This window comes from Fructilactobacillus sp. X2R1C1, from assembly GCF_059901435.1.
In genome coordinates this window covers 402,720-427,693 of record NZ_JBWXUV010000001.1, presented here as the reverse complement: position 1 = coordinate 427,693, position 24,974 = coordinate 402,720, and the positions used below count along the sequence as shown (strand labels likewise).

Annotated in this window: 27 protein-coding genes and 1 tRNA gene; 12 read left to right on the top strand and 16 right to left on the bottom strand. The window is 40.2% G+C overall.

All coding sequences use genetic code 11. The annotated features are described in order from the left end of the window. Positions 1-34 precede the first annotated feature (34 nt). The 3 genes from AC6UDG_RS02025 to AC6UDG_RS02015 are packed head-to-tail and all read right to left on the bottom strand — an operon-like array spanning position 35 to position 4,919. Positions 35-3,028, bottom strand: coding sequence for a pectate lyase-like adhesive domain-containing protein (locus AC6UDG_RS02025; protein WP_500706277.1), 2,994 nt, complete (start codon positions 3,026-3,028; stop codon positions 35-37). A gap of 25 nt (positions 3,029-3,053) precedes the next feature. After that, positions 3,054-4,082 carry a WxL protein host-binding domain-containing protein gene (locus tag AC6UDG_RS02020; RefSeq protein ID WP_500706276.1) on the bottom strand — a complete coding sequence of 343 codons (1,029 nt, stop codon included), beginning with the start codon at positions 4,080-4,082 and terminating at the stop codon, positions 3,054-3,056. Between the two features lie 18 nt (positions 4,083-4,100). Next, positions 4,101-4,919, bottom strand: coding sequence for a hypothetical protein (locus tag AC6UDG_RS02015; protein ID WP_500706275.1), 819 nt, complete (start codon positions 4,917-4,919; stop codon positions 4,101-4,103). A 351-nt stretch (positions 4,920-5,270) separates the two neighbouring features. Between AC6UDG_RS02015 and map the strand changes: the two genes are divergently transcribed. Beyond that, positions 5,271-6,071: a type I methionyl aminopeptidase gene (map, locus tag AC6UDG_RS02010; protein ID WP_500695297.1), complete on the top strand. Its 801-nt coding sequence runs from the start codon at positions 5,271-5,273 to the stop codon at positions 6,069-6,071. A gap of 127 nt (positions 6,072-6,198) precedes the next feature. After that, complete coding sequence (locus AC6UDG_RS02005; RefSeq protein ID WP_500706274.1) at positions 6,199-6,801, top strand: matrixin family metalloprotease; 603 nt, start codon at positions 6,199-6,201, stop codon at positions 6,799-6,801. Positions 6,802-6,846: 45 nt separating this feature from the next. Here AC6UDG_RS02005 and AC6UDG_RS02000 read toward each other — a convergent pair whose 3' ends face one another. The 5 genes from AC6UDG_RS02000 to AC6UDG_RS01980 all read right to left on the bottom strand — a co-directional run bounded on the left by AC6UDG_RS02000 (position 6,847) and on the right by AC6UDG_RS01980 (position 11,140). After that, complete coding sequence (locus AC6UDG_RS02000; RefSeq protein WP_500693458.1) at positions 6,847-7,476, bottom strand: DNA-3-methyladenine glycosylase; 630 nt, start codon at positions 7,474-7,476, stop codon at positions 6,847-6,849. Between the two features lie 38 nt (positions 7,477-7,514). After that, positions 7,515-7,961, bottom strand: coding sequence for a universal stress protein (locus tag AC6UDG_RS01995; RefSeq protein WP_500693457.1), 447 nt, complete (start codon positions 7,959-7,961; stop codon positions 7,515-7,517). A 94-nt stretch (positions 7,962-8,055) separates the two neighbouring features. Further along, positions 8,056-9,771, bottom strand: coding sequence for a BCCT family transporter (locus AC6UDG_RS01990; protein ID WP_500706273.1), 1,716 nt, complete (start codon positions 9,769-9,771; stop codon positions 8,056-8,058). A 94-nt stretch (positions 9,772-9,865) separates the two neighbouring features. Further along, positions 9,866-10,423, bottom strand: coding sequence for a sugar O-acetyltransferase (locus AC6UDG_RS01985; protein WP_500696482.1), 558 nt, complete (start codon positions 10,421-10,423; stop codon positions 9,866-9,868). A 42-nt stretch (positions 10,424-10,465) separates the two neighbouring features. Continuing rightward, entirely contained in the window at positions 10,466-11,140 is a 675-nt protein-coding gene (locus tag AC6UDG_RS01980) for a ribonuclease H family protein (RefSeq protein ID WP_500706272.1), read from the bottom strand. A gap of 107 nt (positions 11,141-11,247) precedes the next feature. On the opposite strand from AC6UDG_RS01980, the gene AC6UDG_RS01975 reads away from it, so the two are divergent. Further along, positions 11,248-11,688 (top strand): hypothetical protein, encoded by a 441-nt coding sequence (locus tag AC6UDG_RS01975; RefSeq protein ID WP_500693453.1) that lies wholly within the window; start codon positions 11,248-11,250, stop codon positions 11,686-11,688. 91 nt (positions 11,689-11,779) lie between these two features. Here AC6UDG_RS01975 and AC6UDG_RS01970 read toward each other — a convergent pair. The 3 genes from AC6UDG_RS01970 to AC6UDG_RS01960 form a co-directional block, all read right to left on the bottom strand. Beyond that, positions 11,780-11,853 (bottom strand) — tRNA-Asn (locus tag AC6UDG_RS01970). A 125-nt stretch (positions 11,854-11,978) separates the two neighbouring features. After that, positions 11,979-13,079, bottom strand: coding sequence for an NAD(P)-dependent alcohol dehydrogenase (locus tag AC6UDG_RS01965; RefSeq protein ID WP_500693452.1), 1,101 nt, complete (start codon positions 13,077-13,079; stop codon positions 11,979-11,981). A gap of 212 nt (positions 13,080-13,291) precedes the next feature. Beyond that, the gene (locus AC6UDG_RS01960; protein ID WP_010022570.1) at positions 13,292-13,414 is read right to left on the bottom strand and encodes a hypothetical protein; all 123 of its coding nucleotides are present in this window, start codon (positions 13,412-13,414) and stop codon (positions 13,292-13,294) included. A 109-nt stretch (positions 13,415-13,523) separates the two neighbouring features. Between AC6UDG_RS01960 and thiD the strand changes: the two genes are divergently transcribed. From thiD to AC6UDG_RS01925, 7 genes are all read left to right on the top strand, one after another. Next, positions 13,524-14,324, top strand: coding sequence for a bifunctional hydroxymethylpyrimidine kinase/phosphomethylpyrimidine kinase (gene thiD / locus AC6UDG_RS01955; RefSeq protein WP_500706271.1), 801 nt, complete (start codon positions 13,524-13,526; stop codon positions 14,322-14,324). Positions 14,325-14,509: 185 nt separating this feature from the next. Next, positions 14,510-15,115: a 5' nucleotidase, NT5C type gene (locus AC6UDG_RS01950; RefSeq protein ID WP_500695304.1), complete on the top strand. Its 606-nt coding sequence runs from the start codon at positions 14,510-14,512 to the stop codon at positions 15,113-15,115. Positions 15,116-15,128: 13 nt separating this feature from the next. Continuing rightward, on the top strand, positions 15,129-16,007 hold the full coding sequence (fba, locus tag AC6UDG_RS01945; RefSeq protein WP_500706270.1) for a class II fructose-1,6-bisphosphate aldolase: 879 nt from the start codon (positions 15,129-15,131) through the stop codon (positions 16,005-16,007). A 340-nt stretch (positions 16,008-16,347) separates the two neighbouring features. Continuing rightward, on the top strand, positions 16,348-17,859 hold the full coding sequence (gene glpK / locus AC6UDG_RS01940; protein WP_500706269.1) for a glycerol kinase GlpK: 1,512 nt from the start codon (positions 16,348-16,350) through the stop codon (positions 17,857-17,859). Continuing rightward, positions 17,852-19,669, top strand: a complete 1,818-nt coding sequence (locus AC6UDG_RS01935; RefSeq protein ID WP_500706268.1) for an FAD-dependent oxidoreductase — start codon at positions 17,852-17,854, stop codon at positions 19,667-19,669. The genes glpK and AC6UDG_RS01935 overlap by 8 nt, the downstream gene beginning before the upstream one ends. Continuing rightward, the gene (gene tpiA / locus AC6UDG_RS01930; RefSeq protein ID WP_500706267.1) at positions 19,662-20,447 is read left to right on the top strand and encodes a triose-phosphate isomerase; all 786 of its coding nucleotides are present in this window, start codon (positions 19,662-19,664) and stop codon (positions 20,445-20,447) included. Before AC6UDG_RS01935 ends, tpiA begins: the two co-directional genes overlap by 8 nt. Positions 20,448-20,449: 2 nt before the next feature. Further along, positions 20,450-21,154 (top strand): MIP/aquaporin family protein, encoded by a 705-nt coding sequence (locus tag AC6UDG_RS01925; protein ID WP_500693445.1) that lies wholly within the window; start codon positions 20,450-20,452, stop codon positions 21,152-21,154. A 114-nt stretch (positions 21,155-21,268) separates the two neighbouring features. Here the strand turns inward: AC6UDG_RS01925 and AC6UDG_RS01920 are convergent, their stop codons facing one another. Continuing rightward, entirely contained in the window at positions 21,269-21,448 is a 180-nt protein-coding gene (locus AC6UDG_RS01920) for a hypothetical protein (protein ID WP_500693444.1), read from the bottom strand. 1 nt (position 21,449) lies between these two features. Continuing rightward, positions 21,450-22,154, bottom strand: coding sequence for an NAD(P)H-dependent oxidoreductase (locus AC6UDG_RS01915; RefSeq protein ID WP_500706266.1), 705 nt, complete (start codon positions 22,152-22,154; stop codon positions 21,450-21,452). Positions 22,155-22,356: 202 nt separating this feature from the next. Between AC6UDG_RS01915 and AC6UDG_RS01910 the strand changes: the two genes are divergently transcribed. After that, positions 22,357-22,557, top strand: a complete 201-nt coding sequence (locus tag AC6UDG_RS01910; protein WP_010022560.1) for a cold-shock protein — start codon at positions 22,357-22,359, stop codon at positions 22,555-22,557. Between the two features lie 69 nt (positions 22,558-22,626). Here the strand turns inward: AC6UDG_RS01910 and AC6UDG_RS01905 are convergent, their stop codons facing one another. The 3 genes from AC6UDG_RS01905 to AC6UDG_RS01895 form a co-directional block, all read right to left on the bottom strand. After that, positions 22,627-23,151, bottom strand: a complete 525-nt coding sequence (locus AC6UDG_RS01905; protein WP_500695318.1) for a TetR/AcrR family transcriptional regulator — start codon at positions 23,149-23,151, stop codon at positions 22,627-22,629. Positions 23,152-23,226: 75 nt separating this feature from the next. After that, positions 23,227-23,508, bottom strand: a complete 282-nt coding sequence (locus AC6UDG_RS01900; protein WP_500693441.1) for a hypothetical protein — start codon at positions 23,506-23,508, stop codon at positions 23,227-23,229. A 71-nt stretch (positions 23,509-23,579) separates the two neighbouring features. Continuing rightward, complete coding sequence (locus AC6UDG_RS01895) at positions 23,580-23,744, bottom strand: hypothetical protein (RefSeq protein ID WP_500693440.1); 165 nt, start codon at positions 23,742-23,744, stop codon at positions 23,580-23,582. Between the two features lie 192 nt (positions 23,745-23,936). Here AC6UDG_RS01895 and AC6UDG_RS01890 point away from each other — a divergent pair, with 192 nt between their 5' ends. Beyond that, positions 23,937-24,968, top strand: coding sequence for a YczE/YyaS/YitT family protein (locus AC6UDG_RS01890; RefSeq protein ID WP_500706265.1), 1,032 nt, complete (start codon positions 23,937-23,939; stop codon positions 24,966-24,968). Positions 24,969-24,974 lie beyond the last annotated feature (6 nt).

The following is a 24,974-nucleotide window of genomic DNA, read 5'->3' as shown; positions in this document are numbered from 1 at the left end:
GACAACAATTCTTAAATTATCATCGTCTTAATCATTAGTCGCCCTCAGAAGGCCCGTGAGACAAGTTCCAAGTCAGCGTTCCACTAGAGTTCTGTGAATTGCCACCAAGGCCCGCTTTATTATCCCTTAAAACTTCTTCATCTAGGTTCAATTTAATGTTATCCAAATTCCAAAATGTCTGATAGGTTGAATTATCTAAACTCACATCATTACTTGAGACAATCGGGGTTTCCTGTCCATTAAAGTTAATGAGGTCGGAAAGATTGTTTCCCGTTTTATTCCACTGCGTAAGTCCCATGCCACTTGGGGTACTTAATTCTTGGAGAAAACCATCACCAAGTGGGGACCCACCCAAAAGTAACGATGCATCATTTAACAGGTTTCCTTGATTATCATTTGCTGTAGCCGTAACCGATAAGTTCCAACCGTCATCATTTATTTCGCTACCAACAGAATTAGTAAACTGGGTAAAGATCCCTGGCTTCGAACTATTTGGATTGTAAGCTAACGAAGTTCCCTGCTCAGAAATTGGAACCGCCAAATGACCATTAATCGGTGACGCATTCCCACCGTTCATGTTAAATTGCATGCTTTGAGGAACTGCGTCGAGTCTTAACATTGCCGGATCATTATTGTCAGCAGGGTTGTTAGCTCCCGCAACTTGGTCACCTGGATCGACATTTTGTGGAAAGCCATTGTCATCCTGTGTTTGCGGTTGATATGGATTAATCACCCCTGGGCTATTAACACCGTCAACTGGTTCTGGGGTCTCCTTCGTGTAAAACCAGCTGGAATCATTATATCCAGCGGCAAAAGCCGTAATGGTTTCGTTCGCAGTCAGGTAGGTTTGCTGTCCGTTCTTTTTAGGCAACGTATAATTGAAGTGCCCGTTAGAATCAGTCTTAGCGACGTACTCCCTTTTGGAAATATTATCAGGAGCTTTGGGTTGAAACATTGGATATCCAAAGGCGTAACCATCATTTGGGATACTATCGTTGTTACCAACATTGGGTTGGATATTCGGATCACCAGTTAAACTAACATATGCATTTGCATAGGGAGCACCGTTGTCATCCGTGACGGTTCCGTCAATCTGGTACGAGTACTTCGAATCCCTTGCATCATTTAATGAATGGTCAAACTGCAGGTTACCTTCAGACTGGGAAGTCCCCACCTTTAAACGAGAGTATTGATATGGATCAAACGAAGTGGGTTGAAAGGTATCATTTGGATATGACCAGCCACTAGCCGGTGATTGTTCCCAACTCCACTGAGGCGAACCGTCATTATCAGAATTAGTTAAGTTCCAAGCTGAGAATGGTTGATTAGCACCAAACTCAATTTGTCCGCTCCCGGTTGTACGACCGCGATTAACCGAAATAATTGGTTCGTTAACCGGATGACTATAATTACTCATCCGCAGATCGCCATACCCTAGTTTACGTAAATCAATGTTCCCAGTTAGCGACTGAATTGCCATTCTTGAGTCATTATTTTGAACATTTTTATCAATGTTTAAGGTTGGCTGTTGACCAGAACCTGGGTCAAGTCCAGCAACCTGATTAGGAGCAAAGGTAATGTCCCCGTTAGCAAATATGCCTGGACGATTAGTTGCTGGGCTTCCGTAACCATGATTACTATTGACCGTTAGGGTTGAACTCCCAATACTAATTCCAGATTGAGCACTACTATTTGCTCGATTATAAGAAGTGATGGCCGTATGACCAGGCGTCATATCAATATTAACCTTGGAGTAATTACCAATACTAAAGTCATTTTGGTTATTTCCACGCCCCAGATCAAATCCAGAAGTTTGACCTGAACTGTTGCTATTACCACCACCAACTGAGTTTTTAGCGGTCGCATCCATATCGACATTGACATTGTTACCAATCGCAATCTGCCCCAGATTAAAGGGTTGACCAGTATTAGGATTAGTGGGAACATTTTGAATCCGCTGATCCCATCGTTCGTCTCCCCAGTCACCAACTTCAAAATTAGGAAGAGAAGAATTGTTATTACTGGTGGTTTTAACGTTAGTTGGATTGGAACTGTCATTACTGTCGGCAATCCACAATGCACATGCTTCCATTAGTTGTTGACCACCAAAGGAAATATTAGTATTAGTTCGCCCCATCGCTGAATACCGATTAACCTGGTTCAACCGGATTTGGCCCTTTAAAACGTCTAATCCACCATAGTTAACAAACGGTTGAGAACCAGTATACGAATAATTGGTGTAAGTTTGTACATCACCATGAATTCCACCGTTGCTATCACAAAACATCCCATAATAATTACCACCATACACGTTCAAGTTGTTAACCTGAACGTCTGAAAACTGGGATGTCCCATTCGAATTGCTTCCATTATTTCCATGCCAATCAAAACTATTACCGCCTAAATCAACCGTTGGACCATTAACGTGTTGATCGTCCGGATTACTATTAGAAGTGGTAACTTGTCCGTCGACCACCAGATTGCCACTTAGACGAGAAGCAGCCTGGACCTGTCGCATTCCGGTATCAGGAGCGGCAAAATCATTTGCAATTAAAATATGATCGACGTTTGAATTCTGGATGGCCGCAACAAAACTACTCCAGTCGCCCACCGAGACAGTCGATAAATCAGCCGTTTTAATTTGCGCAGCCGACAACTTGGTGGCTGGCACGTACTTACCCGCCTTAAAATCACTTTCGTCATTCTGACTTTCTTGCATTAATTGTGTGTACTTACCATTCTTTTGGTCCATATCATGGTTACTTAAGGTTTTTGTCTTCTGGTCGTTTCCAGATGACGCCTGATCCGGATTATCACTATTTGAACTTGTCTTTTTAAACGAACTACTTTGACTAGCAGAATGAGCATGACTAGCTGATGAACTAGCTGTTTGAGGATTACTTTCGGCCTTTACTGAAGCAGAACGATTTGAACTCGTTGTATATAAGAATAGGATCGTACAAGCCACTATAAATAACCCGGTCAGCCCACCGATAGTTACTCGTTTAATCCACTTGTCTTTTTTCACCGTTCATTCCCTCCCGATTTAAGACTTACACCTTGTGTTTTCGATGATTAAATATTACTAGAGATACCAAAATTGCGACAATCAGGCCTAACGCAACTATAATTCCGATCATAATCAAGAGTGTTCGATCTGAAAATGTCCTGATGTAGTCAACCGGGTTAACGATAAATTCCCTTTGTAATTTAACGTGACTAGGCGACTCACTAATTGAATTCTTACCACTGAGATTAACGGTAGCAACGTACCTACCGGGCAATAATTGCTTATTTAGCGGTTGTTTGATCGCAAATTCACTGTTGGGCGCAACCTGACCCCTTCTAATCTTGGTACTTGTCATAATTCGGTTCAGCGTCACGTTCTTCAACGTTGCATTAGCCTTCACGTCATCTAACATGGCCGGTTTTTTATTTACTAGTCCAAAAGTAAACATTGCATGCTTGACGGCATCCTTCTTGAGATCGTTTTTGGTTGCCTCAATCTCACTACCTTGCGGTTTCCCTTTTCTAACCTCAATCGGGATGGTGTAAGAAAATTGATTATTAATCTCACCCTTAACTGCCGGCGCATCTTGTGTAAAAGTCACTGCGCCAAGAATTTCGCCATTAAAGTCGCGAAACTTATCATTATTTAGGTTAAGGGACATTTTCACGATCCGAGTTTGCCTGGGAGCTAACTGAAAATCACGATCACTTAACTCATTAAATGAGACCACTTGGCGCATGTTAACGGGTAATCCACGAAACTGACTTTGATTATTATTAAAAAATAACGCCAACTTAGATGATGTGGACGCAGAATCAACTCGGGTGCTAATCTGACAAGCGTTGGTTTTACTTAAATTAGTTATCGAGATGGCGATGGGATAATCACGTGCTTGGTTAGTTATAATCTGGTAGTATGAATTATCATGTGACACATGATAACTGTCATCAATCTTGACCTGGATTGGGGTCGTACTGCTCATACTAGCAGCCGAAGTCGTCAAAGTGGCCAAGACTACCACCATAAATAAAGCAATCAGCGTGATTAATAGTGATTTAACGAACTTTTTCATAATTAGGGTCCTAACTTTTTAGTGAACCTGAGGAGCATAATTCCAATCAATTGTGCCGTTGTATTCATTATCTTGACTAGGGACTTTATCATAGCCAGTAAAACTATTACTATTAAACGGAACTTCCAGGCGGAAATCTCCTAACGTCCACGCTAATTCATACACGCCAAACGAACCAACCGGAGTCATTGACTGATCAGCGGGGCCATTATTAGTATTCGACAACATTACCGGAGCATCTGCATCAGTCGTAATGGTGGTAGTTCCAATGTTGTCTGGTGACGCTGGTTGTGAGATATTATTGTACACAGCACCCCCAATGTCATATTGAAACAGTTGGGTATTCTTTAATTCAATGTACGCTCCGGGAAGGGCATCTCCATCACCGTTAACAAACCCGTTTCCATTCCCATCGGCTTCAAGCGTGGCCTTTAACTCCATTGGTCCGGTATCACCAAAGTCATGAACTTGGACAAACACAAAGTTATTCTGACTTCCATCTTTAGACGTGCTAGAGCCACTTGAAGTTAACGGACTATCCGCAAAATGTGGGTCACTGAGAGCCTGAAAGGTTAAATCTTTGGGGACATAATCGACGGCATCTTGATCATTATTCTCACCAGCCGCTCCATTAGCACCAATGTTGGAATTTTCACTTGGGGTAAAGGGATTGATGATTGGAACATTAAATCTTCCCTGCACGTTTAGGCCAACGTTGGTATTATTATTTTGGGAATAATCAATTAACCCATCGGCTTTTACAATTCTGGAAAATAGGCACACTAACAAAACCATGCTGCATAGAAAAAGCCCTACATATTTTACTTTTGCTACCAAACTCGTCGCCTCTTTTATCTCAAAGAATAAAAAATAATCTTCTTAAACAATAACTTGTTACCTAAACCCGATATCTTGCTTCATATTTTAGAATAATTATTAATTTATCACTTAATTAATTGATATTGTAACACGATCCCTCTCAATCTTTAAATTTTATAAAAATAATTGTGATGTTCTTTCACAAAGACGTCGGTTAATTTATGATTAGAAATAATAGGCCCAGTAGTGATATATTAGAGGTGTGAGATTTTAACTAAATTTGGTAATTAAAAATTATTTTTACGCTTTATTTAATTTTAATTATGGAAGAAAAAATAATTTATCCAACTAATAAAAGGAGATATTCACTTGATTACTTTAAAATCGGATCGTGAAATTAAAAAAATGGCCGAGTCTGGTGCAGTTCTAGCTGGTGTCCACAATGGTTTGAAAAAAATCATTAAGCCGGGCGTTGATACTTGGGAAATTGAAGAATTCGCTGACAAGTACATTACTGACCACGGGGCTACTCCATCAGAAAAGGGCTTTGACGGCTATAACTACGGGACTTGCATCTCAATCAACAATGAAGTTGCCCATGGAATCCCGCGTCGGGGCTTAAAATTAAAGGAAGGCGACATTGTCAAAGTTGACATGTGTGTCAATAAAGACGGTTTTGAAAGTGACTCCTGCTGGTCATACGCGGTTGGTGAAGTCTCACCAAAGATCAAGAAACTCATGGAAGTTACTAAAAAAGGACTATACCTTGGCATTGACCAAGCTCAAGTTGGTAATCGAATTGGAGACATTGGTGCTGCCATTCAACACTACGTTGAAGACGAAAACCATATGGGTGATGTCCGAGAATTAATTGGACATGGCATCCAGCCTTCCATTCATGAAGATCCAGCTGTTCCAGCTTATGGGGTTGCCGGTCATGGAATGCGTCTCAGACCGGGCATGACCATTACCATTGAACCAATGGTTAACCTCGGTACTTGGAAAATCAAAGATGACTATGATAAAAAAGACGATTGGACCTACTACGTTAGCCAAGATGGATCATACTCAGCTCAATACGAACACACCTTAGCAATCACCGAAGATGGTCCTAAAATTCTCACTTCTCAGGATCACGTTGCTGACGCTAAATACATGTTCAAAAAATAAAAGTAATGAAAATGGATCCGAAATCATTAAGAATTTCGGACCCATTTCTTTTTTGTTCTCCATTCTGTTTCGCTATGCTAAGATGGATTTGTTTCAGACTAAATCAGGGATGAAAGGTGGATCAAAAATGAAAAAATCAATCAAAATTGTGGGAACCCTAATGGTATTATTAGTTTCAATGATTGCCTTTAGTTCTCTCGCCAGCTCGACCACTGAAGCTGATCAGAAAGTTGACCCTAACATTGGTTTTCGTTATGAACACCCCACCGCCAAATACTATATTCGGAGAGGAACTCCCAAATCGTACCAAACTATCATTGAACAAGCTGCCAGAAACTGGAATAAAACGCACGCTTTTACTTGGATTCGTTCCAAAACCAAAGTTCCGACAACCATTGGTACTACCAATAGTAATACTGGCTTCTGGAAGGGTAATCGGTACGCTGGAGTTACTTTGAATCTCACTAAAACCGTCAACGTTAAAAATCACACTTATCAGTCAGGTGCCAAAATCACGCTCAATCCGCGGGTAATGAGCAACATGCAATACACTTATAAACAACAACTACTAACAACCGAACACGAATTTGGTCATGCAATGGGACTTAAGCACAATCACGCTCAAGAAAGTATCATGTTCCCAAATGACACCTACTATAATTCACTTGATCCTAATCAGATTGGTCTTAGTGACATTCATGGTTTAAAAAACCTGTACAATGAAAAATAAAACAATTTTAAAGGGATGCCACTTTCATAAAGTAGCATCCCTTCCTTATTTCCATCCGTATGTTTTTAAATCCATATCACGCTTAGGTATCTTAGACACATAAGGGTTCCCTTTAACGTAGAAACGATACGGCTTGTCCGTCCAAGTTCCTCGGTCACTAACCCCAATTCGTCCCGATTCGACCACTTCTTTTGGGACTTTCACATGATCAATGTCTAAGTCAAGGGCGGTGTTACCAAGCTCAATCAAGTTCATATCCTTGTCATAAATCCCCAAGGCATCCATTAATTTTCCCGGGCCATTAGTCAATTCAAAACCATTTTTCTTACGATTTTGTTTCATCAAGTCAATCCCTTGATAAGGTTCGATTCCACGAATCAAAATTCCCTCTGGTACGTCCTTAGCCTGAGCAGCAACGTCCAAACAAAGTCGACCATGAATGGAGTAGATATAAATCGTGCCAGGAACACCATACAAGGCTTCGTTCGATGGGGTCCTTTTCCCCTGATAGGCATGCGCTGCTGAATCTCTTTGTCCCAGGTAGGCTTCCGCTTCGGTAACGTATCCGCTCATCAACCCCTTTGGAGAATGATAAACCAGTAACGTTCCAAGCATCTTTTTAGTAATCTCATCGGTGGTACCTTCATTAAAAAAATCTCTTAACTTATCTGACAAAACCCTTACCTACCCTACCTATTATTAAAAACTTTAGACTAACGAATGATAATCGTTGAAATTTTAGACTGCTTAACCAGTTTAACACTAATACTACGATTACCGTGTTCACCGGTCGCATCAGCTCCACAAATTAAGAGATCTGCCTTAAACTTGGGAGCAATGGCATCCAAGATTTCATCGTCAATGTTCCCACCAACCGAAATAATGGGAGTTACGTCCTCCACGCCAGCGTCACTTGCTCGATCGGTGTAATTACCAACCACTTCTCGTAAATGATCCCGTTTTGCTTCGATTTTACTTGGTGTTAAAGAATCATAAATATTAATATCATTATTTTCTAACACCGAGCAAATTCCAAGTGCCGCATGAAACTTAATGGCAATAGTAACTGCGTAACGAAAAGCCCGTTGCGTTGACTTACTATCGTCGGGATCAACTGTCAATAAAATCCTTTCAAATGTCAATGGTTTAAATTTTTCCATTGTCTTCATCCCCTTTCAATAACATCATATCATTAATTTTATGATTTTTAATAAAAAAATAATCAGTAGCAACCCACTGATTATTATTAACTCATTATTCTTTATTAGGATCAGGTAGCGACGCTTCACCAGCACCATTTTGAGCGTCTTCAATACTTTTTACCATTTTTTTAGCATGAATACGACGCATCTTTTCCTTTTTTTGTTTAATTCTTAGATTGTCCATTGCTTTATTTTTAAGCACGATTCCTTCATCATTTTTAACCATGTGGTAAATCGATATCAATATCATGATACATACGAACATTAATGGAAATCCAGCAATCGCACAGAAGGTCTGGATGGTACTAAATCCTCCGACAACTACTAGTCCAAACGAGAATAAGACAAAGACAACAACCCATGTCATTCGGTTAAACTGGGTTGGTTCCTGTCCCTCCTTTAACCCTAAACTTGTAAATGAGGAAACAATGAAAGCTGAGGACGAGATGGTCGTCGCCAGAAAGATAAAACACGAAATACAGTAAACGATAAAAACAATTACCTTAAAGGGCAAACTGGATAATACAGCAGTAATGACAGCAGCCTGCCCCTGCGTATTCAAAATATGAACCAAGTTAATCTGGCCGGTCCTTTGTAACCATAACGAATAGCCACCAAGAATTGCATAAAAACTTAAACATCCTACTGAACCGTAACCAAGCATTCCAATCAAAGTGGAACGAATGGTTCGTCCTTTAGAAATACGAGCAATAAACAGTCCCATGACCGGCATGTATGACAACCACCAGCCCCAGTAGAAAATCGTTTCCAGTTTGGCAACGTCCGCAGTTCCATTGGGAATGGTATTAGTCGACATGGAAACAAACTTATCAGCCAAGAGTCCCAAACTGTTGGTCTCTGAACTTAAGATATAAATAGTTGGACCAACTAACAGGACAAAGGCTAAGAAAATAATGGCTGTCCAAATATGGGCATCACTCAAACGATCAATTCCACCATTTAATCCCTTATAAACGGTCCAGGCAAAGATCACAAATAGCACCGCAAAGAGCGCAGTTTTAAGTTCCAAATTATCTGGAATCCCTAATAAACGACTTAAAACATTAGAAATAATGGGAATTTCCATTCCAACCGATGATCCAACACCACCCATAATTCCAAAGACAACCAGAAAATCAACTAGCTGTCTGGTGTAATACTTCCACCTAGCCTCACCTTGAATAAAATCAATGGCAGAGCTAAGGCGTTGTACCTTGCCGTGTTTAACAAATAGAATATAAGCAATGGCAATCGTAGCCGGAGCAAACATCATCCATGCCATTGGTCCCCAGTTAAACTGACCAAACATGTGCGCATAATTATAAGCACTCTGTGAAAATGGTTTAGCCCCAAAGGGAGGATGCTGCAAGTATCGAAGCGGATCCACCATACTCAACATTAAAATGCTGGCATCAATTGCGGTCGCAAAGACCATGCTGCCCCACTGCAAATCACTATACTCTGGTTTGGAGTGGGGCTCACCCAAGCGGATAGCACCATACTTTGAAAAGATTAACCACATAAAAAATAAGAAGTTAATTATGTAAACCACCATATAAGCCCAGCCCATTTGATTAGTGATCCAATTTAAGGCTACCGCTAGTACTCCTTGCAACTTGGAACCACCAATAATCAGAATGATTGAACCAATTCCAAAAATTAATAAGGTTGGAATAAAGACGAATTTATCAATATTAAATTTTTTAAAAATAAAGAAATCCCTCCAAACGCTTTTTTCACAACAAAAAACGCTATGTATGGTGCTCATAGAGCCACTTGCATAGCGTTGTAAAGGTCACACAAATGATAATTACTTATCTTTCACTATCATTATACACAACTAAGATAATAAGTAAAATTCACTAATTATTATCAATCTTTTTTAATACTTGAGCTGGATTTCCGACTAAAACCACATCGTCTCCAAACGACTTGGTAACAACAGCTCCAGCACCAACCACCACATTGTTTCCAAGTGTCACGCCGGGAACAATGGTGACATGACCGCCAAACCAGGCATTATCACCAATTGTAATTGGGGCCGCCATTTCAACATCTGCAACCCGTTCCTTAGCATTCAAAGGATGGACGTTTGTATAAAGTCCACAATTAGGACCTATGTAACAATTTTTACCAAATGTGATTGGAGCCGTATCAAGCAGCGTTAATCCGTAGTTAGCGTAAAAGTTGTCTCCGATGTAAATATTGAAGCCATAATCAAACTCCATCCCAGTCTCAACAAAGAATCTTGGTCCGCTCTTTTTTAACAAGGATTGAATCAGTTGGTTCCGCCTCTCATTATTAGGGGTATTATTAGCCTCCTGCAACTGCTTTCGACAAAGGATCCTTCGACTAATCAGTTCTTTATCAAATTGATTATAAGATTCTCCCTTAGTCATTTTTTCTCTTTCACTCGTCATTGAATCACTCCTTTTAGGTCTTAACCTTATTATTAGGAAAATTTACATTTTGTCCATAGTTTGATTCAATTTCTCGTCCACGAAGACGTTCCCTTTATTTGTGGCGTGACCCTTCGTCCAACCAAATTGGATGTTAGGAAACTGATTCAATAAATCATCCAATTGTTGCCAGAGTTCCTTATTTTTAAGTTCTCCGCCACTACGTTTCCATCCACGCTTTTTCCACCCGTCAATCCAGTGTTTAGTAATGGCGTTTAAAACGTATCTTGAATCGCTGACAACCCCAACACTCTGGTCGTTAAGCTGATGATCAAACAACCATTTCAAAGCTTTCACGAGTGCCATAATCTCCATTCTATTATTAGTCACCCCATACTCACCGCCTGAATCAACGTGCTGACCGGTCGGAGCATCAATTAGGTATGCCCACGCCGCCTTATCGTTTGATTTGACGTGACCACCAGCAACATTACCGTGATTTCTGGAACCACCATCGGTAAATACAATGATGGTTGGGCGTTTACCTACTTTACTTTTCACCGGATGGTTTTCAAATTGAACCCCATATAAGTACGCCCCAGCTTCTCTTTTAGTTGCAAAACTTTTATACTCAGCTCCCGTAAATCCATCAACTTGCTTTTTAGTGAGTTCCCACGTCGGATAAATTCCAGGGTGTCTCCCCTGCTTTACCGCGTAATACTTCTTATTCTTTGCCATTTTAGCTCCATTTGAATTAAAATCTTAATTAATTATTACATTTAATCATATCGTTTTGCATTTTGTAATATTTATGCGAAAATAACATACAGGAGGGGATTCATACAATGGCTGACATAGCTGCAAAATTAATTACAGTTGATCAAGCGTTAGCAATGCTCAAGGACCGTCATGCTCAAAAAAATGAACGTTTTCCCAAGTTAATGACTCCCGGTAAGTACATTCTACCAGATTACTTCTTAACTAGAAAAAGGGAAGCGTTTAAGATTAGAAAGCATACTTTCTTAAAGCGGCGCTCCCGCTCATACGTTGCTTTCGATTCAGAGAATGGTCAGACGCTTTGGTTGCACAATTTCCCTAGTCTATCAGAAGCATTATTCTGGTTAGATACCGGTCTTAAACCGGCCGATTCTGATTCAGGATCTTCATTCAAAGAATGGAAACAAGAGCATGCAAAAGAAATTGAAGGCATGAAAGACCAGCTTAGACAAATGCCAAAACCTAAAAAAAGTAAACCAAAAAAAGCTAAAAAGGGTAAAAAGCATTAATATCAAAAGTCCCGAGTTGAATTTGGGTTTTTGATTAACTAATTTCACAAAAAAGCACCGCTCAATCAAATGAGGGGTGCTTTTTTTGTAGCTGCTGTGGCTGGGCTCGAACCAGCGACATCTTCATTAACAGTGAAGCGTTTCTACCAACTGAACTACACAGCAATAATGAATTACTTAATTTGTTGTTCACAAGTATACACAGTTATTAATTAGCTGTCTACTGTTTTATCAAATTATTTTAAATAAAAAAAGTTCTGCGCTAAAGAAACGCAGAACTCAAGTTTAATCTATTTTCGCAGCTGCTCGTTTGGGTAAATGATAACCTTTAAAGAGTTCGATTTATCCGTTCTTGATTTTTCAAGAGCCGCTTTCGTTTCATCTAGTGGATAAAAGTTAGTTAATAGATTATCAACCTTATCAGTGTTTTTAGCTAAAATCTTTAATCCAGTCTTGTAGTTGTTACAGTATCTAAAGATCCCCATAATGGTGGTTTCATGGTCAGTCATGAACGGAACATCCAGTGGCGTTTGGTCGGTTGTTGGGACACCAATGTAGGCGACTTTGCCACCCCGCTTTAGCGCGTGAAGTGAAGTTTGTTCACCTGGAACTGATCCTGAAGCGTCAATGGCGTAATCAACGCCCGTTCCATTTGTGATGGTCTTAACTTCGTCTAAAACATCCGCATTTTTAATGTTAATTGCATGAGTAGCTCCCAGCTTCTTGGCGGTATCAAGTCGGAGTTGCTCGGTATCACTGACAATGATGGTGTCAGCACCATGGGCCTTTGCGGCTAAGATCGCAAGCAATCCAACGGGACCCATGCCAGAAATGAGAATTGTTGAACCAACGTCAACTCCTAATTTTTGTGTAGCATGAACGCCAACTGACAATGGCTCATTTAGAGTCGCCTCTTCATAAGAAACGTTTTCAGGAATGTGATAAACAAAGTCTTGTGGATAAACGATGAATTGAGTTAAATCACCATCAACTGGCGGGGTCGCCATGAATTGCATGTTAGGACAGAGGTTATAATGACCCGTTCGACAAGCCTCACAATGACCACAGGGAACGCCCGGTTCCATTGCGACTCGATCACCACGTTTAAAGTCGGTTACTTGATCACCCACTGCTACAATCACACCAGAACTTTCATGTCCTAAGATTAAGGGTTTTTTAACCACAAAATCACCAATGTGTCCTTGGTCATAGTAGTGAACATCTGAACCACAGATTCCAACGGCCACAACTTTAATCAAAACATCAGTTGGACCCATTTTCTTTAACTTAGTGTCCTTCATATCAATATCAAACATTTTTTCTAAGACCGCACTTTTAGTGGTCTTAGGCATATTATTTTTGTCATAGTCGGGAATTTTTACATCAGTCATGATTTTCAGTCTCCTTTATTAAGAACTCATTTACAAAAATCATTTTAGGTTAGAAACCTACAACTCCCATTTTTATCATCCCATTCCCATAATTTTCACCATCATTATCACACCTTGCTCAATGGTTATCAATAAAAAAGCACAAAAAAATAGACCACTAATTATCAAAATAAATCAATAATCAGACGTCTAGTAAAAGTTAATTAGTTCAATTATTTAGCAGGTTTTTGTTTCAAAAACTTTTGTAAGTCTGCTACTTCTTTTTGTTTTGCTTTACGTTTTTTAGTGTCGATCGGACGACGACCTTGGACACCATTTGGATGACAAATTCTCATGATGAAAAACTCCTTCCAATTAAGTCTAATTCCTTAAATACATCAGCTCTTAGTATTATAATACATGGAACAGGTAAAAATCAAATCAAACTAGAATGGAGACACAAAAATGGCTAAAGATTATCCACAAGCAGTAACGATTGCTGGAAGCGATAGCGACGGTAGTGCTGGCGTCCAAGCTGATTTAAACACTTTCTTTGCCCGTCGGGTCTATGGGGCATCGATTATCACAGCATGTGTATCGGGTAATTCATATGGGATTCACGATAGTGTTAACATGCCGACTAGTTTTATTGACCAGGAATTTAAAGACCTTGGTGATGACTTTCACATCTTGGCTGCTAAAACTGGCATGTTATCAGACGCTAACATCATTAATACGGTCGTAAAAGATTATCAGCTCTATGACTTTGGTCCCCTCGTGGTTGATCCAGTAATCACCACCAAATTTGGTACCATGCTTTTAGAAACGGATGCTTTTGACGCCATGAAAAACCAACTGGTTCCCATGGCAACCGTCCTCACGCCGAACTTTTTTGAAGCGCAAAAGTTGACTGGTTTAGACGTTGACGATCCCAACTTTATGGCAAAATCAGCTCAAGTCATGCAGGACATGGGGGCTAGTAACGTAATTGTCAAAGGACGCCATGATGACCCTAGTCAGACCAAGGTTTCTGACTACGTTTTACTTGAAGACGGCAAACATTTTAATATCGACGGCCCTTATTTTACTACCGACCGTAAAAACGGAACTGGTGATACTCTTTCAGCTGGCATTACCGCTGAACTGGCAAAGGGACACACTGTTGCCGATTCCATTAAGATTGCCAAACAATACGTTGATGGCGCAATCGAAGACGAGATCCAAGTTGGTCATAAATATGGTCCAATCAATCATTGGGCAAGATAATTTAGGAATTAATATTTGTAAGACGCAAATTCATTACGTAAGGGACGAGTTTGCGTCTTTTTTGGATTGAGCTCAATTTTCATTTGAGGCAAATTAATCATAATGTGGTATGTTCTAGTTATCCAAGCTTAAATAATTTTGATTATTAATTTATTGATCAAAAAAGGAAAGGAATCTTATGTTTCATGAAAGCAAACAAACCAATAAAATTATTTTTAGACATGGATAACGTGTTAGTTAATACCATCCCTGTTCTAAACCAACGGGCGAAATCATTACCAACCGGAGCTCGTCCTGATCGGATCCCCGGCATCTTTAAGGATCTTGATCCAACCGAAAATGCGATTGAAAGTGTTAATCAATTAAAAAAATATTATGATTTGTACATCCTCACTACTGCTCCGTGGAGCAATCCAAGTGCTTGGCAGGATAAGGTAGCGTGGATTCAACGCTACTTTGGTCAAGAAAAAGGAAGCCCCTTTTACAAAAAAATCACAATGACTCACGATAAGAGTCTCGTTCACTACGTTGGTGGAATTCTGATCGATGATCGTCCGTATCATGGTGCCAGTGCTTGGAACGACACCAAAACCAACAGTGTGTGGATCCAATACGGATTTGATAAACGATTGACTTGGAAAGATGATCTAGTTCCATTCTTGATTAAAATTGCCCAATATGGCAATCAAACTAACCAGTTGATTGATGCCGTCAATCAGGCTAATGATCAAAATCCAAAATACGTCGTCCACGGAAATGTAAGTACGTTTCAAAAAGAAAATTGGGAATAAGGGAGAAAATAAAATGATTACAAACAGTACTGAAATGTTAGATAAAGCTCGAAAAGAACACTATGCCGTTCCGGCATTCAACGTCAACAACCTCGAATGGGCGAAAGCCATCTTAGAAGCATGTGAAGAAGCCAAGTCACCGGTCATTATGCAGGTTACTTCTGGTGCGGCCAACTACATGGGCAGTTTTAGATTAGCCTATGATTTGATCGTGGATTTGCACAATGCACTAAACATCACCGTACCGGTCTCAATCCATCTCGATCACGGAAACTACTACGACTCCATTAAAACCCTTGGAATCAAGTTCACTTCAATCATGTTTGACGGGTCTGCCCTCCCGTTAGACGAAAACCTTGAAAAAACCAAGACCCTAATTAAGTTAGCACATGCAGAAGACGTTAGTGTCGAAGCTGAAGTCGGAACCATTGGTGGTGAAGAGGACGGAGTAATTGCTGATGGTGAAATTGCACCAGTTGATTCAGCCGTCAAAATGGCCGAGACTGGCGTAGACATGCTGGCAGTTGGCATCGGTAATATCCACGGTAAGTATCCAAAGGACTGGAAGGGTTTAAACTTTGCTCATCTAAAAAAGATCGACCAAGCCCTTTATGATAATACGGGAAAGCAAATCCCATTGGTTCTCCATGGCGGCTCTGGAATTCCTGATGACCAAATCAAAAAGGCTATTCAATTAGGAATCTCTAAGATCAACGTCAATACTGAGGGACAATTAGCTTTCCACCAAGCAATGCGTGACTACGTCCACTCTGATAAAGACCTCGAAGGAAAAAATTATGACCCCCGAATCTTCTTAAAGGCTGGAACCAACGCGCTTAAAAACATGTGCCTAGACCGGATTGGAGTCTTTGGATCAGAAAACAAAGCCTAATTCATACCCGTTATCAAAATAATTAATCCATCTGGATTCACATTTATCTAAAAATGTGAATCCTTTTTTTATTCCATCAGTTCATTCATCAACTACATATAATAAAATGAATAAAGTTTAACGAACGTTAACCCACGTGATTACTCATTTTCTTACTCAAAGCCGGATATTATCCAGGATGTTTTTATTGTGAAATTTAATATTGGTAGTATACTAACCGTTAAAGAAAACGTTTTCTTTAGTTTATGAATGCTGCCATCAAGCGAATCCTAGGAAAATGGCACATTTAATAATTATGTGAAATATGGTTTATTTGTGAAAGTAAGAAGTGATAGACAAAATGAAAAAATATATTTTAGTAATTGACGAAGGAACCACCAGTGTTCGCGCTATCATTTACGATAAAAACGCAAACGTGGTATCTAGCGATCAAAAAGAATTAACCATGTATTTCCCGGAACCCGGTTGGGTGGAACAGGATGCTAACGAAATTTGGTTAACCGCCCAAGCCGTGATGGCAACCGCCATTATCAAGGGCCGGATTAATCCGAATGAGATCGCTAGTATCGGAATTACTAATCAACGAGAAACCACCGTAATTTGGGACAAAGAAAGTGGATTGCCCATTTCTAAGGCCATTGTGTGGCAATCACGTCAAACTGCCCCAATAGCCAAAACAATGATTGATGCCGGGTATAAAAGCATGGTGCAAAAGAAAACCGGCTTAATTATCGATGCGTATTTTTCTGCCACTAAAATCAGATACATCTTGGATCAAGTCTCTGGTGCCCAGGAACGAGCCGAAAATGGTGAACTTCTGTTTGGTACGATCGACAGTTGGTTACTTTGGAAACTAACGGGCGGTGAAGTTCATGCGACTGATTATTCGAACGTTTCTCGAACCATGCTATATAACATCGAAAATCTCGACTGGGATCCAGAATTATTGAACATTCTCAATATTCCTAAAGTCATGCTTCCAGAAGTCAAAGACTCATCGGGAGTCTTTGGTAAGAGTCTGCCGGAAAACTTTTTTGGTGCTTCGGTTCCCATCTCTGGAATCGCAGGCGATCAACAAGCCGCTCTGTTTGGTCACTTAGCGGTTAATTCCGGTGATGTTAAAAACACTTATGGCACCGGTTCCTTTATTGTGATGAATACGGGAAAAAAGCCCAAATACTCACACAACGGCTTATTAACCACGATTGGTTATGGAATTGGTGGTCAAATTACCTACGCTTTGGAGGGATCCGTGTTTATTGCTGGTTCCGCCATCCAGTGGCTAAGGGATCGCATGCAGTTAGTTAAAACGGCTCCCGATACCGAAAATCTAGCCAACAAGTCTAATAATCACAACGAGGTTTATGTCGTCCCAGCATTCACTGGATTAGGTGCTCCGTACTGGAATCCAGACGCGCGTGGTGCGGTCTTCGGTTTATCACGTGGAACCACCAAAAATGACTTTGTTAAGGCAACGTTACAGTCCATTGCCTATCAAAGTCGGGACGTTGTGGGTGCCATGGTAAATGATACTAATATGCCAGTCACCAACCTCCATGTTGATGGGGGAGCCTCGTTAAATAACTATTTAATGCAGTTTCAATCCGATCTCTTAGAGACCTCAGTCGTGCGATCAAAAGACATTGAAATGACTGGACGTGGCGCCGCCTATTTAGCCGGACTAGCCATCGGATTCTGGAAGAGTATTGACGAACTTAAAAAACTTCAGCCTGAGCCCACCATCTTCAATCCCAGCATGGAAAAAGATGAAGCAGAAAGCTTATATTCGGGCTGGAAACAAGCAGTTAAGGCAACTGAATCATTTAAGCCTCAGGAGAATGAAAATGAATAACTTTTCGTATAAAAACCGAAACCAAGATATTGATCAACTTAAAAATGATGATTTTGACGTCACAATCATTGGCGGTGGCATCACTGGAGCAGGCATTGCCGTTCAGGCCGCTGCTTCGGGTCTCAAAACCGCTTTAATTGATATGCAGGATTTTGCTGAAGGAACCAGTAGTCGTTCGACCAAACTCGTTCATGGGGGAATCCGCTACCTCAAGACTTTTGATATTGACGTCGTAAACGACACCGTCAAGGAACGAGCCATTGTGCAACATATCGCTCCACACATCCCTCGTCCTTCTAAAATGCTACTGCCACTTTACGATAATAAGGATGACACCTTCACCCCGTTAAGCGCAGAAGTCGCCATGGCCATTTACGATCGTTTAGCCAACGTTTCAAAAGACAGTCCCTTTGCACACCAAACATTGTCAAAAGCGGATGCAGAGAAAAAATTACCCAACCTAAACCACAATCATTTAGTTGGGATGGGAGTCTATCTTGATTACAAAAATAACGATGCGCGCCTCACAATCGAAAACATTAAACAAGCAGTCAGTGATGGTGCCGTTGCCGTTAGTCACGTTAAAGCAGTCAACATCGAAAACGATCACAATCAAAAGATTGTAAACGTGATTGATAGAGAAGATAACACCGAATTTCCAATTAAATCCAAAATCGTCATCAATGCGGCAGGCCCTTGGTACGATGGCATTGTTAAAATGTTTGATTACGATCATAAGCAAAAAATCAGACCTACCAAGGGAGTTCACTTAGTAGTTGATCAAAGCAAACTTAAGGTGCCCCTCCCCGTTTACTTAGACTCTGGGTTAGACGACGGTCGGATGATTTTTATCATCCCAAGATTTGGAAAAACTTACTTTGGAACGACGGACACGGATTACAATGGTGATTACAGCAACCCAACCGTTAATCAAAAAGATGTTGACTATCTCTTAAAGGCCGTTAACCAACACTTCCCAAACGCTAACTTAACGACTAACGATATAGAAGCAAGCTGGGCTGGCATTCGTCCTTTGATTGAATCCGGTGATTATAACGGGAATACCACGCACAAAAACTTAAATGACGACGATCTGCACCACTTAGACACTAAAATCAATCAATACTTTAACCAACAGATTGACCACAACGACGTTAACAATTACGTTCATTCGGTAGTTTCAAACGACCAAAGTGCTTCAAGTGTTTCACGTGGATTTGAAATCAAACTGGTCGACGGTGTCATCAACGTCTCTGGCGGTAAATTAACTGATTACCGGCTAATGGGCGAAGACACGATGAAACTCGTCAAAAAAGAACTGGAACAAAAATTTGATCAACCTGTTTCATTAATTGACTCTAAAAATTACCAAATCTCTGGTGGCCACTTCGATTCAAACGACGTTAATGGCAACATTAAAAGTTATGCTGCCACCTTAGTCAACCGCGGCTTAAGCACCAAGGAAGCCATGGCGATTGCCAACCTGTTTGGATCAAACACTCCCTTAATCGCTAACTACGTTGCCAGTGGCGTCACTGCGCCAGGTTTAACCTTGGCAGAAACAAGTGTTCTTCACTACTCAATCGATCACGAAATGATCAGTCGCCCGATCGACTTCTTACTTAGAAGAACGAACTACCTCCTATTTGATTCTGAGAAAACCGATCAAATCGAGAGGCCGGTCATCGATGAAATAAGCCGCCAATTAGGCTGGGATCGAGCAACTAAAGAAAACATGACCAGGGAATACTTTAAGATCCGCCATCAGTCTCAATTAAAGAAACTAAAGGAGGCTAGTCTCAATGAGTAATCGAATTCCACTTATTTTAGCAAATTGGAAAATGAACAAAACCAGCAAAGATATTGAGGACTTCTTAAAATCATTAGAAGGTAAGTTGCCTGATAAAAACCTCGTTCAAGTTGGCATTGCGGCTCAAAACGTCTACCTTTATAAAATGGTTCAGTTCATTCAATCCCAAAAAGAGCCCATCGAAGTTTTTGCCGAAAATTTGCACTGGGCCGACGAAGGTCCGTACACCGGAGAAACGTCCCCGGTTGCATTATCAGACCTTGGAATCAATGGTTCTATAATTGGTCACTATGAACGCCGCAAGATGTTTAAAGAAACGAACGGTACAATTGGATTAAAAATCATGGGCAGCTTTCGCAATCACCTCACTCCGGTAGTGGCAATCTCGGAGGATACCTCAACCTATAATCCTGATGATCTGGAGATGTCACCCTTAACCGAAATTGCCGTTTCATTTGCTGGCATCAACAGAAAGGATGCTGAACATTTAGTCATCGCATACGAACCATCGTGGTCCATCGGTGCCGCTAAAACAGCCTCATTAGCGGAGATTGAACATGCAGCACGGGTGATTCGCACCTCCCTTAAGATTATTTTTGGAAATGACACTGCCGAAAAGATTAGGATTCAATACGGTGGAGCAGTCACCCCAGAAAATGCCAAAGCCATTTTTTCATCACCAAATATCGACGGAATGTTGATTGGAAGAGCCTCATTATCTTCAGATACCTTTCTTAAAATCATCAATGACGTGGCCGAAGTTCAAAGAGGAACCTAATAATGAAATTAAAAATCTTTGGTGAACTGGTTGGGACTGCCTTATTAATCTATTTAGGAACAGGCCTCATCATTTTCAGCGGACCGTACGCTGACCAGTTAGGTCCGTCGGTTGGATGGGGTCTCACCTTATCCATTCTGGTTTATGCCACTGGACCACTTTCAGGAGCTCATCTAAATCCAGCCGTAACCCTTACCATGTATTTAACTAAAAGAATGCCCGGAAAAGAGGCGATTATTTATGTAATTAGTCAACTAGTCGGCGGTCTCTTAGGTGAAATTTGTGTCGTTTTAACCTACGTCTCACTGCTTAACAAGACTGGTGAAAGTTGGAACAAGGAAGTTAGCACTAATTATTTAGGTGGAACGGTCTTCCCCCACATCTCCGCTCCAATTGCTTTCTTCACCGAAGTTCTACTGACCACCACTTTGTTAATTGTGATCCTAGTCTTAAACCATTCTAAAACAAATATGTATGCCATTCAGTCACCAATTGCCGTCGGCTTTACCATCTTTGTTTTGGTAATTGTTGGTGGTAAGTTAACCGGCGCTTCAATGAATCCCGTCCGATCATTGTTCCCCGCTATTTTTGCTGGCGGATTAGCATTAAAATCACTATGGCTTTATCTAACAGCACCACTTGTCGGTTCGATTCTGGCAGCCTTAATAAACCAATACATTATTTCAGACCGAAGCGAACGAATTTAGTATTATAAATAAAAAAGCTCCCAAACCGGAGCTTTTAAATCAAACCGTACCCACAGGGGCTCGTCTTTAACGACGGGTCCCTTTTGTTGTCAATACCATCAACGTAAAGAGTCCTTACCATTTTTCGGGACTCCAACTTCTCCCATCAATTTCATTTTCAGCCTGCTCATTTCTTTTGGCCTGTTCTTTAACTAACTGTTTACATCCATATAACAGTGCACGATTAATAAATGACGTCTGGGTCTTAATTAATTCATTAATCTTATTAGTCGTCCATTCTTCGTTATCATCCATATTAGTCTTCCTCCTGATTCCGAATTAGGTTAATTTGTTCCTTTAAGTCATTTAAATTATCTTGACTGGTTTCCACTTCTTTAATAATTAAATCCAGATCCTGCTTATGTGATTTCATACTTCCAGTTGCCAATTTCTTTAGTTGAAAAGCCATCCACGTCTCACGTTCGTTAAAGTTAAAGGGATACTTAGCTGTCAAATACATCTGGTAGTCAACAAGCAACTTTTTTTTCTCATCATCCGACATGTACCCAAATTGCGAAATCACAAGTGGTGTCATAAACTTCATACCTGCTTGTCTAGCAAGGGCTTCGTATGGTGTCATAATTTGAGAAATACTAAAGGATTGACTAGCACCCACCGCAAACGATGATTTAGGGTAGCCCACACTCGTCACGATTCCGAGTTTCTTGCCCTTTAAACGGCCATCTTCATTAGCATACGTGTAGGCCCGACTTAAGACCTCATCCTCCCAAACTTTAAGCGATGAGGGGGCACTATACCAATAAAGTGGAAACTGAAAAATGATCCGATCAGCCTTATTTAAGAGGTCATGCTCAGCTTGCACGTCAATTGGATCACTTCCATATATTTCATCTAAACAGTGCCATGTAACATCGGCTAAATCAGCTTGACTGGTTCTTAGAAATTCCTGGGTAATTGAGTCCTGAAACTTGGGGTGTGAAACGATTATTAATGTTTTCATGCCTTCATCTTCTTTTAATTGATTAATATAAGTCTATCATATTGACATCAGTAGAATTTATGTTATATTTAAATAGATGTGTGAATGGTTTCGAGTTTCTAAGGTTTCTTGTTTTGTATTATTATGAAATGACTTCCTTTTAAGATTCAAACTAAGCAACACTGAAAAATTTATTGCGCTATGCGCTAGGAGGTTTCATATTATGAAACAAGGTACTGTTAAATGGTTTAACGCTGACAAGGGTTATGGTTTTATTACTACTGATGATGGTGATGTATTCGTACATTACTCAGCTATCAACAAGGATGGCTTCAAGACCCTTGACGAAGGCGAAAAGGTTACTTTGGACGTTGAAGAAGGAGACCGTGGTCCCCAAGCTGCTAACGTTACTCCAATGGACTAATTTTAGCCAAACAAAAAGAGTTCTGCAATCGCAGAGCTCTTTTTTTATACATATTTTTAAATTAAAAAATTAGTTAACCTTAAAGTTCATGTACTTCGATGCAAAGATGACCAATTCTTCAACGGGCTCTTCCATCCCGTCTTCTGTCCACGTTAGTAAAACTTCAGTTAAACCACCTGAAATCAACGCAATTAGCATTTTCGATGAATTGGCGCGCAACTCTAATATATCGTCGTCAACCAAATTCGTAATGTATTTTTTTAAGATTTTAAGTAACAAATAAGACAGATCATTATCAACGATTACATCCATCATCCGCTTATTCTCTTTAATAATCGTAAAGAAAGTCGTTGCTAGGCCGTTAAAATTAGAGACCTTTTGCGCTAGTAAACGATTAATAAAGGTTGAAAAGGTCTCCTGAAATTGACCAACGATGACGTCTTCCTTGGTATGGAAGTTACGATAAAACGTCATCCGGGAAACCCCAACGTGTTTGGAAATGTCTTTCACCGTAATTTCTTGATAAGACTTAGTTTGGAGCATCTCAAACGTTCCTTCAATTATTCTCTTTTTGGCTGTTTCTTTTTTTGCCATATTTTCACCATTCGACCATAAACATGAGAGATTAACTTGGCAAATAAATAAGCGTGAAGAATGTTCTCCTCACACTTATTTATTTTTTAACGAGTCAAGTTGCGTTTGCAATTCATGATACTGATTTGATAATTCCATGTATTCAGTACTCATTTTATTATATTTATTTTCATACTGAGTAGCTCGATCGAGAGCATTTTTTAATTCGTCTTGAAACTGGACCACCTGTGACTTCAAATCACTAGTGCTCTTATCTGAAATGTCAGTACCACTTGTCAAAGCTTGAATTTTACTTTTAAGCTCTTTATTACGAGCCAATAAATCTTTGACCTGTTGTTTCAAATCTGAATCAACCATTATACTCACTTCCTAGACAATTGCATTTTAGTTGAAACCGCAGCACCTTGCAATTAAATCACTAAAATTTACTAAGTTAACGGTTTCAAGATGGGTGCAATCATTGCTCTGGCTGATTTACTCAATTGAAGTTTCTTATTGTGCATTAGCTGATGAACTCGAAAAAGGTTATTTTCACGCTGTTGCCAGTCTTTGACTGGTAGAGCGCCTTGCTTGTTTAATACTTTAATATTCATAAGCAATCCCTCCAAATACAAAATCAACTTAAATGATTAGTTCAAGTTAACAAGAATTATAATACATATTTCAAAATTAGTCATCTCTTGTAATTTATTGCCCGTATCAATACGTTTGTGCCGCCCAGCCCTTACAATCCTGTATGCAATAAGTTATAATACAAATATCAAATTAAGAAGGAAGTCTATTCAATGAGTAATTCTACCCAATCAGGCAATACTGCCGCACCACAAATGACTTGGTACGGTAAAACATTTAATATATTACTTAAAGTTTTAATGTCGTTTGTTGGTATCACCATGTTATCACTTGGTGCCACGTTACTTCGATCAAGCAAGATTTTAGGTCTTGATCCTTTTACTGCCGTTAATATTGGTATGTCAAACCATCTGCACATGTCACTTGGTTTGTACCAGTTACTGGCTAACCTGGTAATCTTCGTGTTTGTCTTGTTCCTTGACCGTCACATGATCGGAATTGGAACCATCATGAACATGGTGTTAGTTGGATTTGAGATTCAAATTTTCACTCAATTTTACCAACAAATCTTCCCGTCGGGGATTAACTTCTTCGTAATCGTTGCTAATGCCTTCTTGGGACTAATCCTATTTACGGCTGGTAGTTCAATCTACATGGCTCCTAATCTGGGTGTTGCCCCCTATGATGCCATTGCTCCAATTGTATCATCACGACTACACATCAAGTACAAGACGGCTCGTGTGATCCAAGATATCCTCTTCTTGATTGCCGCTGTCCTTGCTGGTGGCCCCGTTGGATTTGCATCAATCATCGTCGCCTTCTTTGCCGGTCCACTAATTTCCTACTGGAACAAACACATTAGTGACCCCATTGTTAACGGAATTGACGACTTCAGTGAACAGCCAACGGTTAAACACGCCGCTAGCACGATTTCTAAGGCGACGTTATCTGGGTACCATTATCTAACCCATGCTTACAACGCCACTTTAAACGTTCAGATGAACTTATCAGGGTACACTAATCAACAGTTAGGGACTCGTCTTCACGACGCCCAAACGAACATGGAAGACTCACAGAAGGCCTACAATGCTTACCGGACCCAGTACAGAATGTTGATGGCAGAAATGATGAAACGAAGCAAAAACGGTAACGTTAATCCACAATCAACTGGTAGTCCTGCTGATGGTGCTCCTCAAGATTCAAAAGATTCTGATGCCAATAACTCCAATGATTCCAAAAAGTAATTAAAT

Excerpts from the sequence above, each read along its gene's own strand:
- AC6UDG_RS01890 (WP_500706265.1), top strand. The coding sequence starts at position 23,937 with ATGAGTAATTCTACCCAATCAGGCAATACTGCCGCACCACAAATGACT.
- AC6UDG_RS01950 (WP_500695304.1), top strand. The coding sequence starts at position 14,510 with ATGAAAGCAAACAAACCAATAAAATTATTTTTAGACATGGATAACGTG.
- AC6UDG_RS01910 (WP_010022560.1), top strand. The coding sequence starts at position 22,357 with ATGAAACAAGGTACTGTTAAATGGTTTAACGCTGACAAGGGTTATGGT.
- AC6UDG_RS01900 (WP_500693441.1), bottom strand. The coding sequence starts at position 23,508 with ATGGTTGATTCAGATTTGAAACAACAGGTCAAAGATTTATTGGCTCGT.
- glpK (WP_500706269.1), top strand. The coding sequence starts at position 16,348 with ATGAAAAAATATATTTTAGTAATTGACGAAGGAACCACCAGTGTTCGC.
- AC6UDG_RS01935 (WP_500706268.1), top strand. The coding sequence starts at position 17,852 with ATGAATAACTTTTCGTATAAAAACCGAAACCAAGATATTGATCAACTT.
- AC6UDG_RS01965 (WP_500693452.1), bottom strand. The coding sequence starts at position 13,079 with ATGACTGATGTAAAAATTCCCGACTATGACAAAAATAATATGCCTAAG.
- AC6UDG_RS01960 (WP_010022570.1), bottom strand. The coding sequence starts at position 13,414 with ATGAGAATTTGTCATCCAAATGGTGTCCAAGGTCGTCGTCCGATCGAC.
- AC6UDG_RS01915 (WP_500706266.1), bottom strand. The coding sequence starts at position 22,154 with ATGAAAACATTAATAATCGTTTCACACCCCAAGTTTCAGGACTCAATT.
- AC6UDG_RS01925 (WP_500693445.1), top strand. The coding sequence starts at position 20,450 with ATGAAATTAAAAATCTTTGGTGAACTGGTTGGGACTGCCTTATTAATC.
- thiD (WP_500706271.1), top strand. The coding sequence starts at position 13,524 with ATGGCTAAAGATTATCCACAAGCAGTAACGATTGCTGGAAGCGATAGC.
- AC6UDG_RS01920 (WP_500693444.1), bottom strand. The coding sequence starts at position 21,448 with ATGGATGATAACGAAGAATGGACGACTAATAAGATTAATGAATTAATT.
- AC6UDG_RS01895 (WP_500693440.1), bottom strand. The coding sequence starts at position 23,744 with ATGAATATTAAAGTATTAAACAAGCAAGGCGCTCTACCAGTCAAAGAC.
- AC6UDG_RS01990 (WP_500706273.1), bottom strand. The coding sequence starts at position 9,771 with ATGAGCACCATACATAGCGTTTTTTGTTGTGAAAAAAGCGTTTGGAGG.
- AC6UDG_RS02020 (WP_500706276.1), bottom strand. The coding sequence starts at position 4,082 with ATGAAAAAGTTCGTTAAATCACTATTAATCACGCTGATTGCTTTATTT.
- AC6UDG_RS01985 (WP_500696482.1), bottom strand. The coding sequence starts at position 10,423 with ATGACGAGTGAAAGAGAAAAAATGACTAAGGGAGAATCTTATAATCAA.
- AC6UDG_RS01905 (WP_500695318.1), bottom strand. The coding sequence starts at position 23,151 with ATGGCAAAAAAAGAAACAGCCAAAAAGAGAATAATTGAAGGAACGTTT.
- AC6UDG_RS01975 (WP_500693453.1), top strand. The coding sequence starts at position 11,248 with ATGGCTGACATAGCTGCAAAATTAATTACAGTTGATCAAGCGTTAGCA.
- AC6UDG_RS01980 (WP_500706272.1), bottom strand. The coding sequence starts at position 11,140 with ATGGCAAAGAATAAGAAGTATTACGCGGTAAAGCAGGGGAGACACCCT.
- tpiA (WP_500706267.1), top strand. The coding sequence starts at position 19,662 with ATGAGTAATCGAATTCCACTTATTTTAGCAAATTGGAAAATGAACAAA.
- fba (WP_500706270.1), top strand. The coding sequence starts at position 15,129 with ATGATTACAAACAGTACTGAAATGTTAGATAAAGCTCGAAAAGAACAC.
- AC6UDG_RS02005 (WP_500706274.1), top strand. The coding sequence starts at position 6,199 with ATGAAAAAATCAATCAAAATTGTGGGAACCCTAATGGTATTATTAGTT.
- AC6UDG_RS01995 (WP_500693457.1), bottom strand. The coding sequence starts at position 7,961 with ATGGAAAAATTTAAACCATTGACATTTGAAAGGATTTTATTGACAGTT.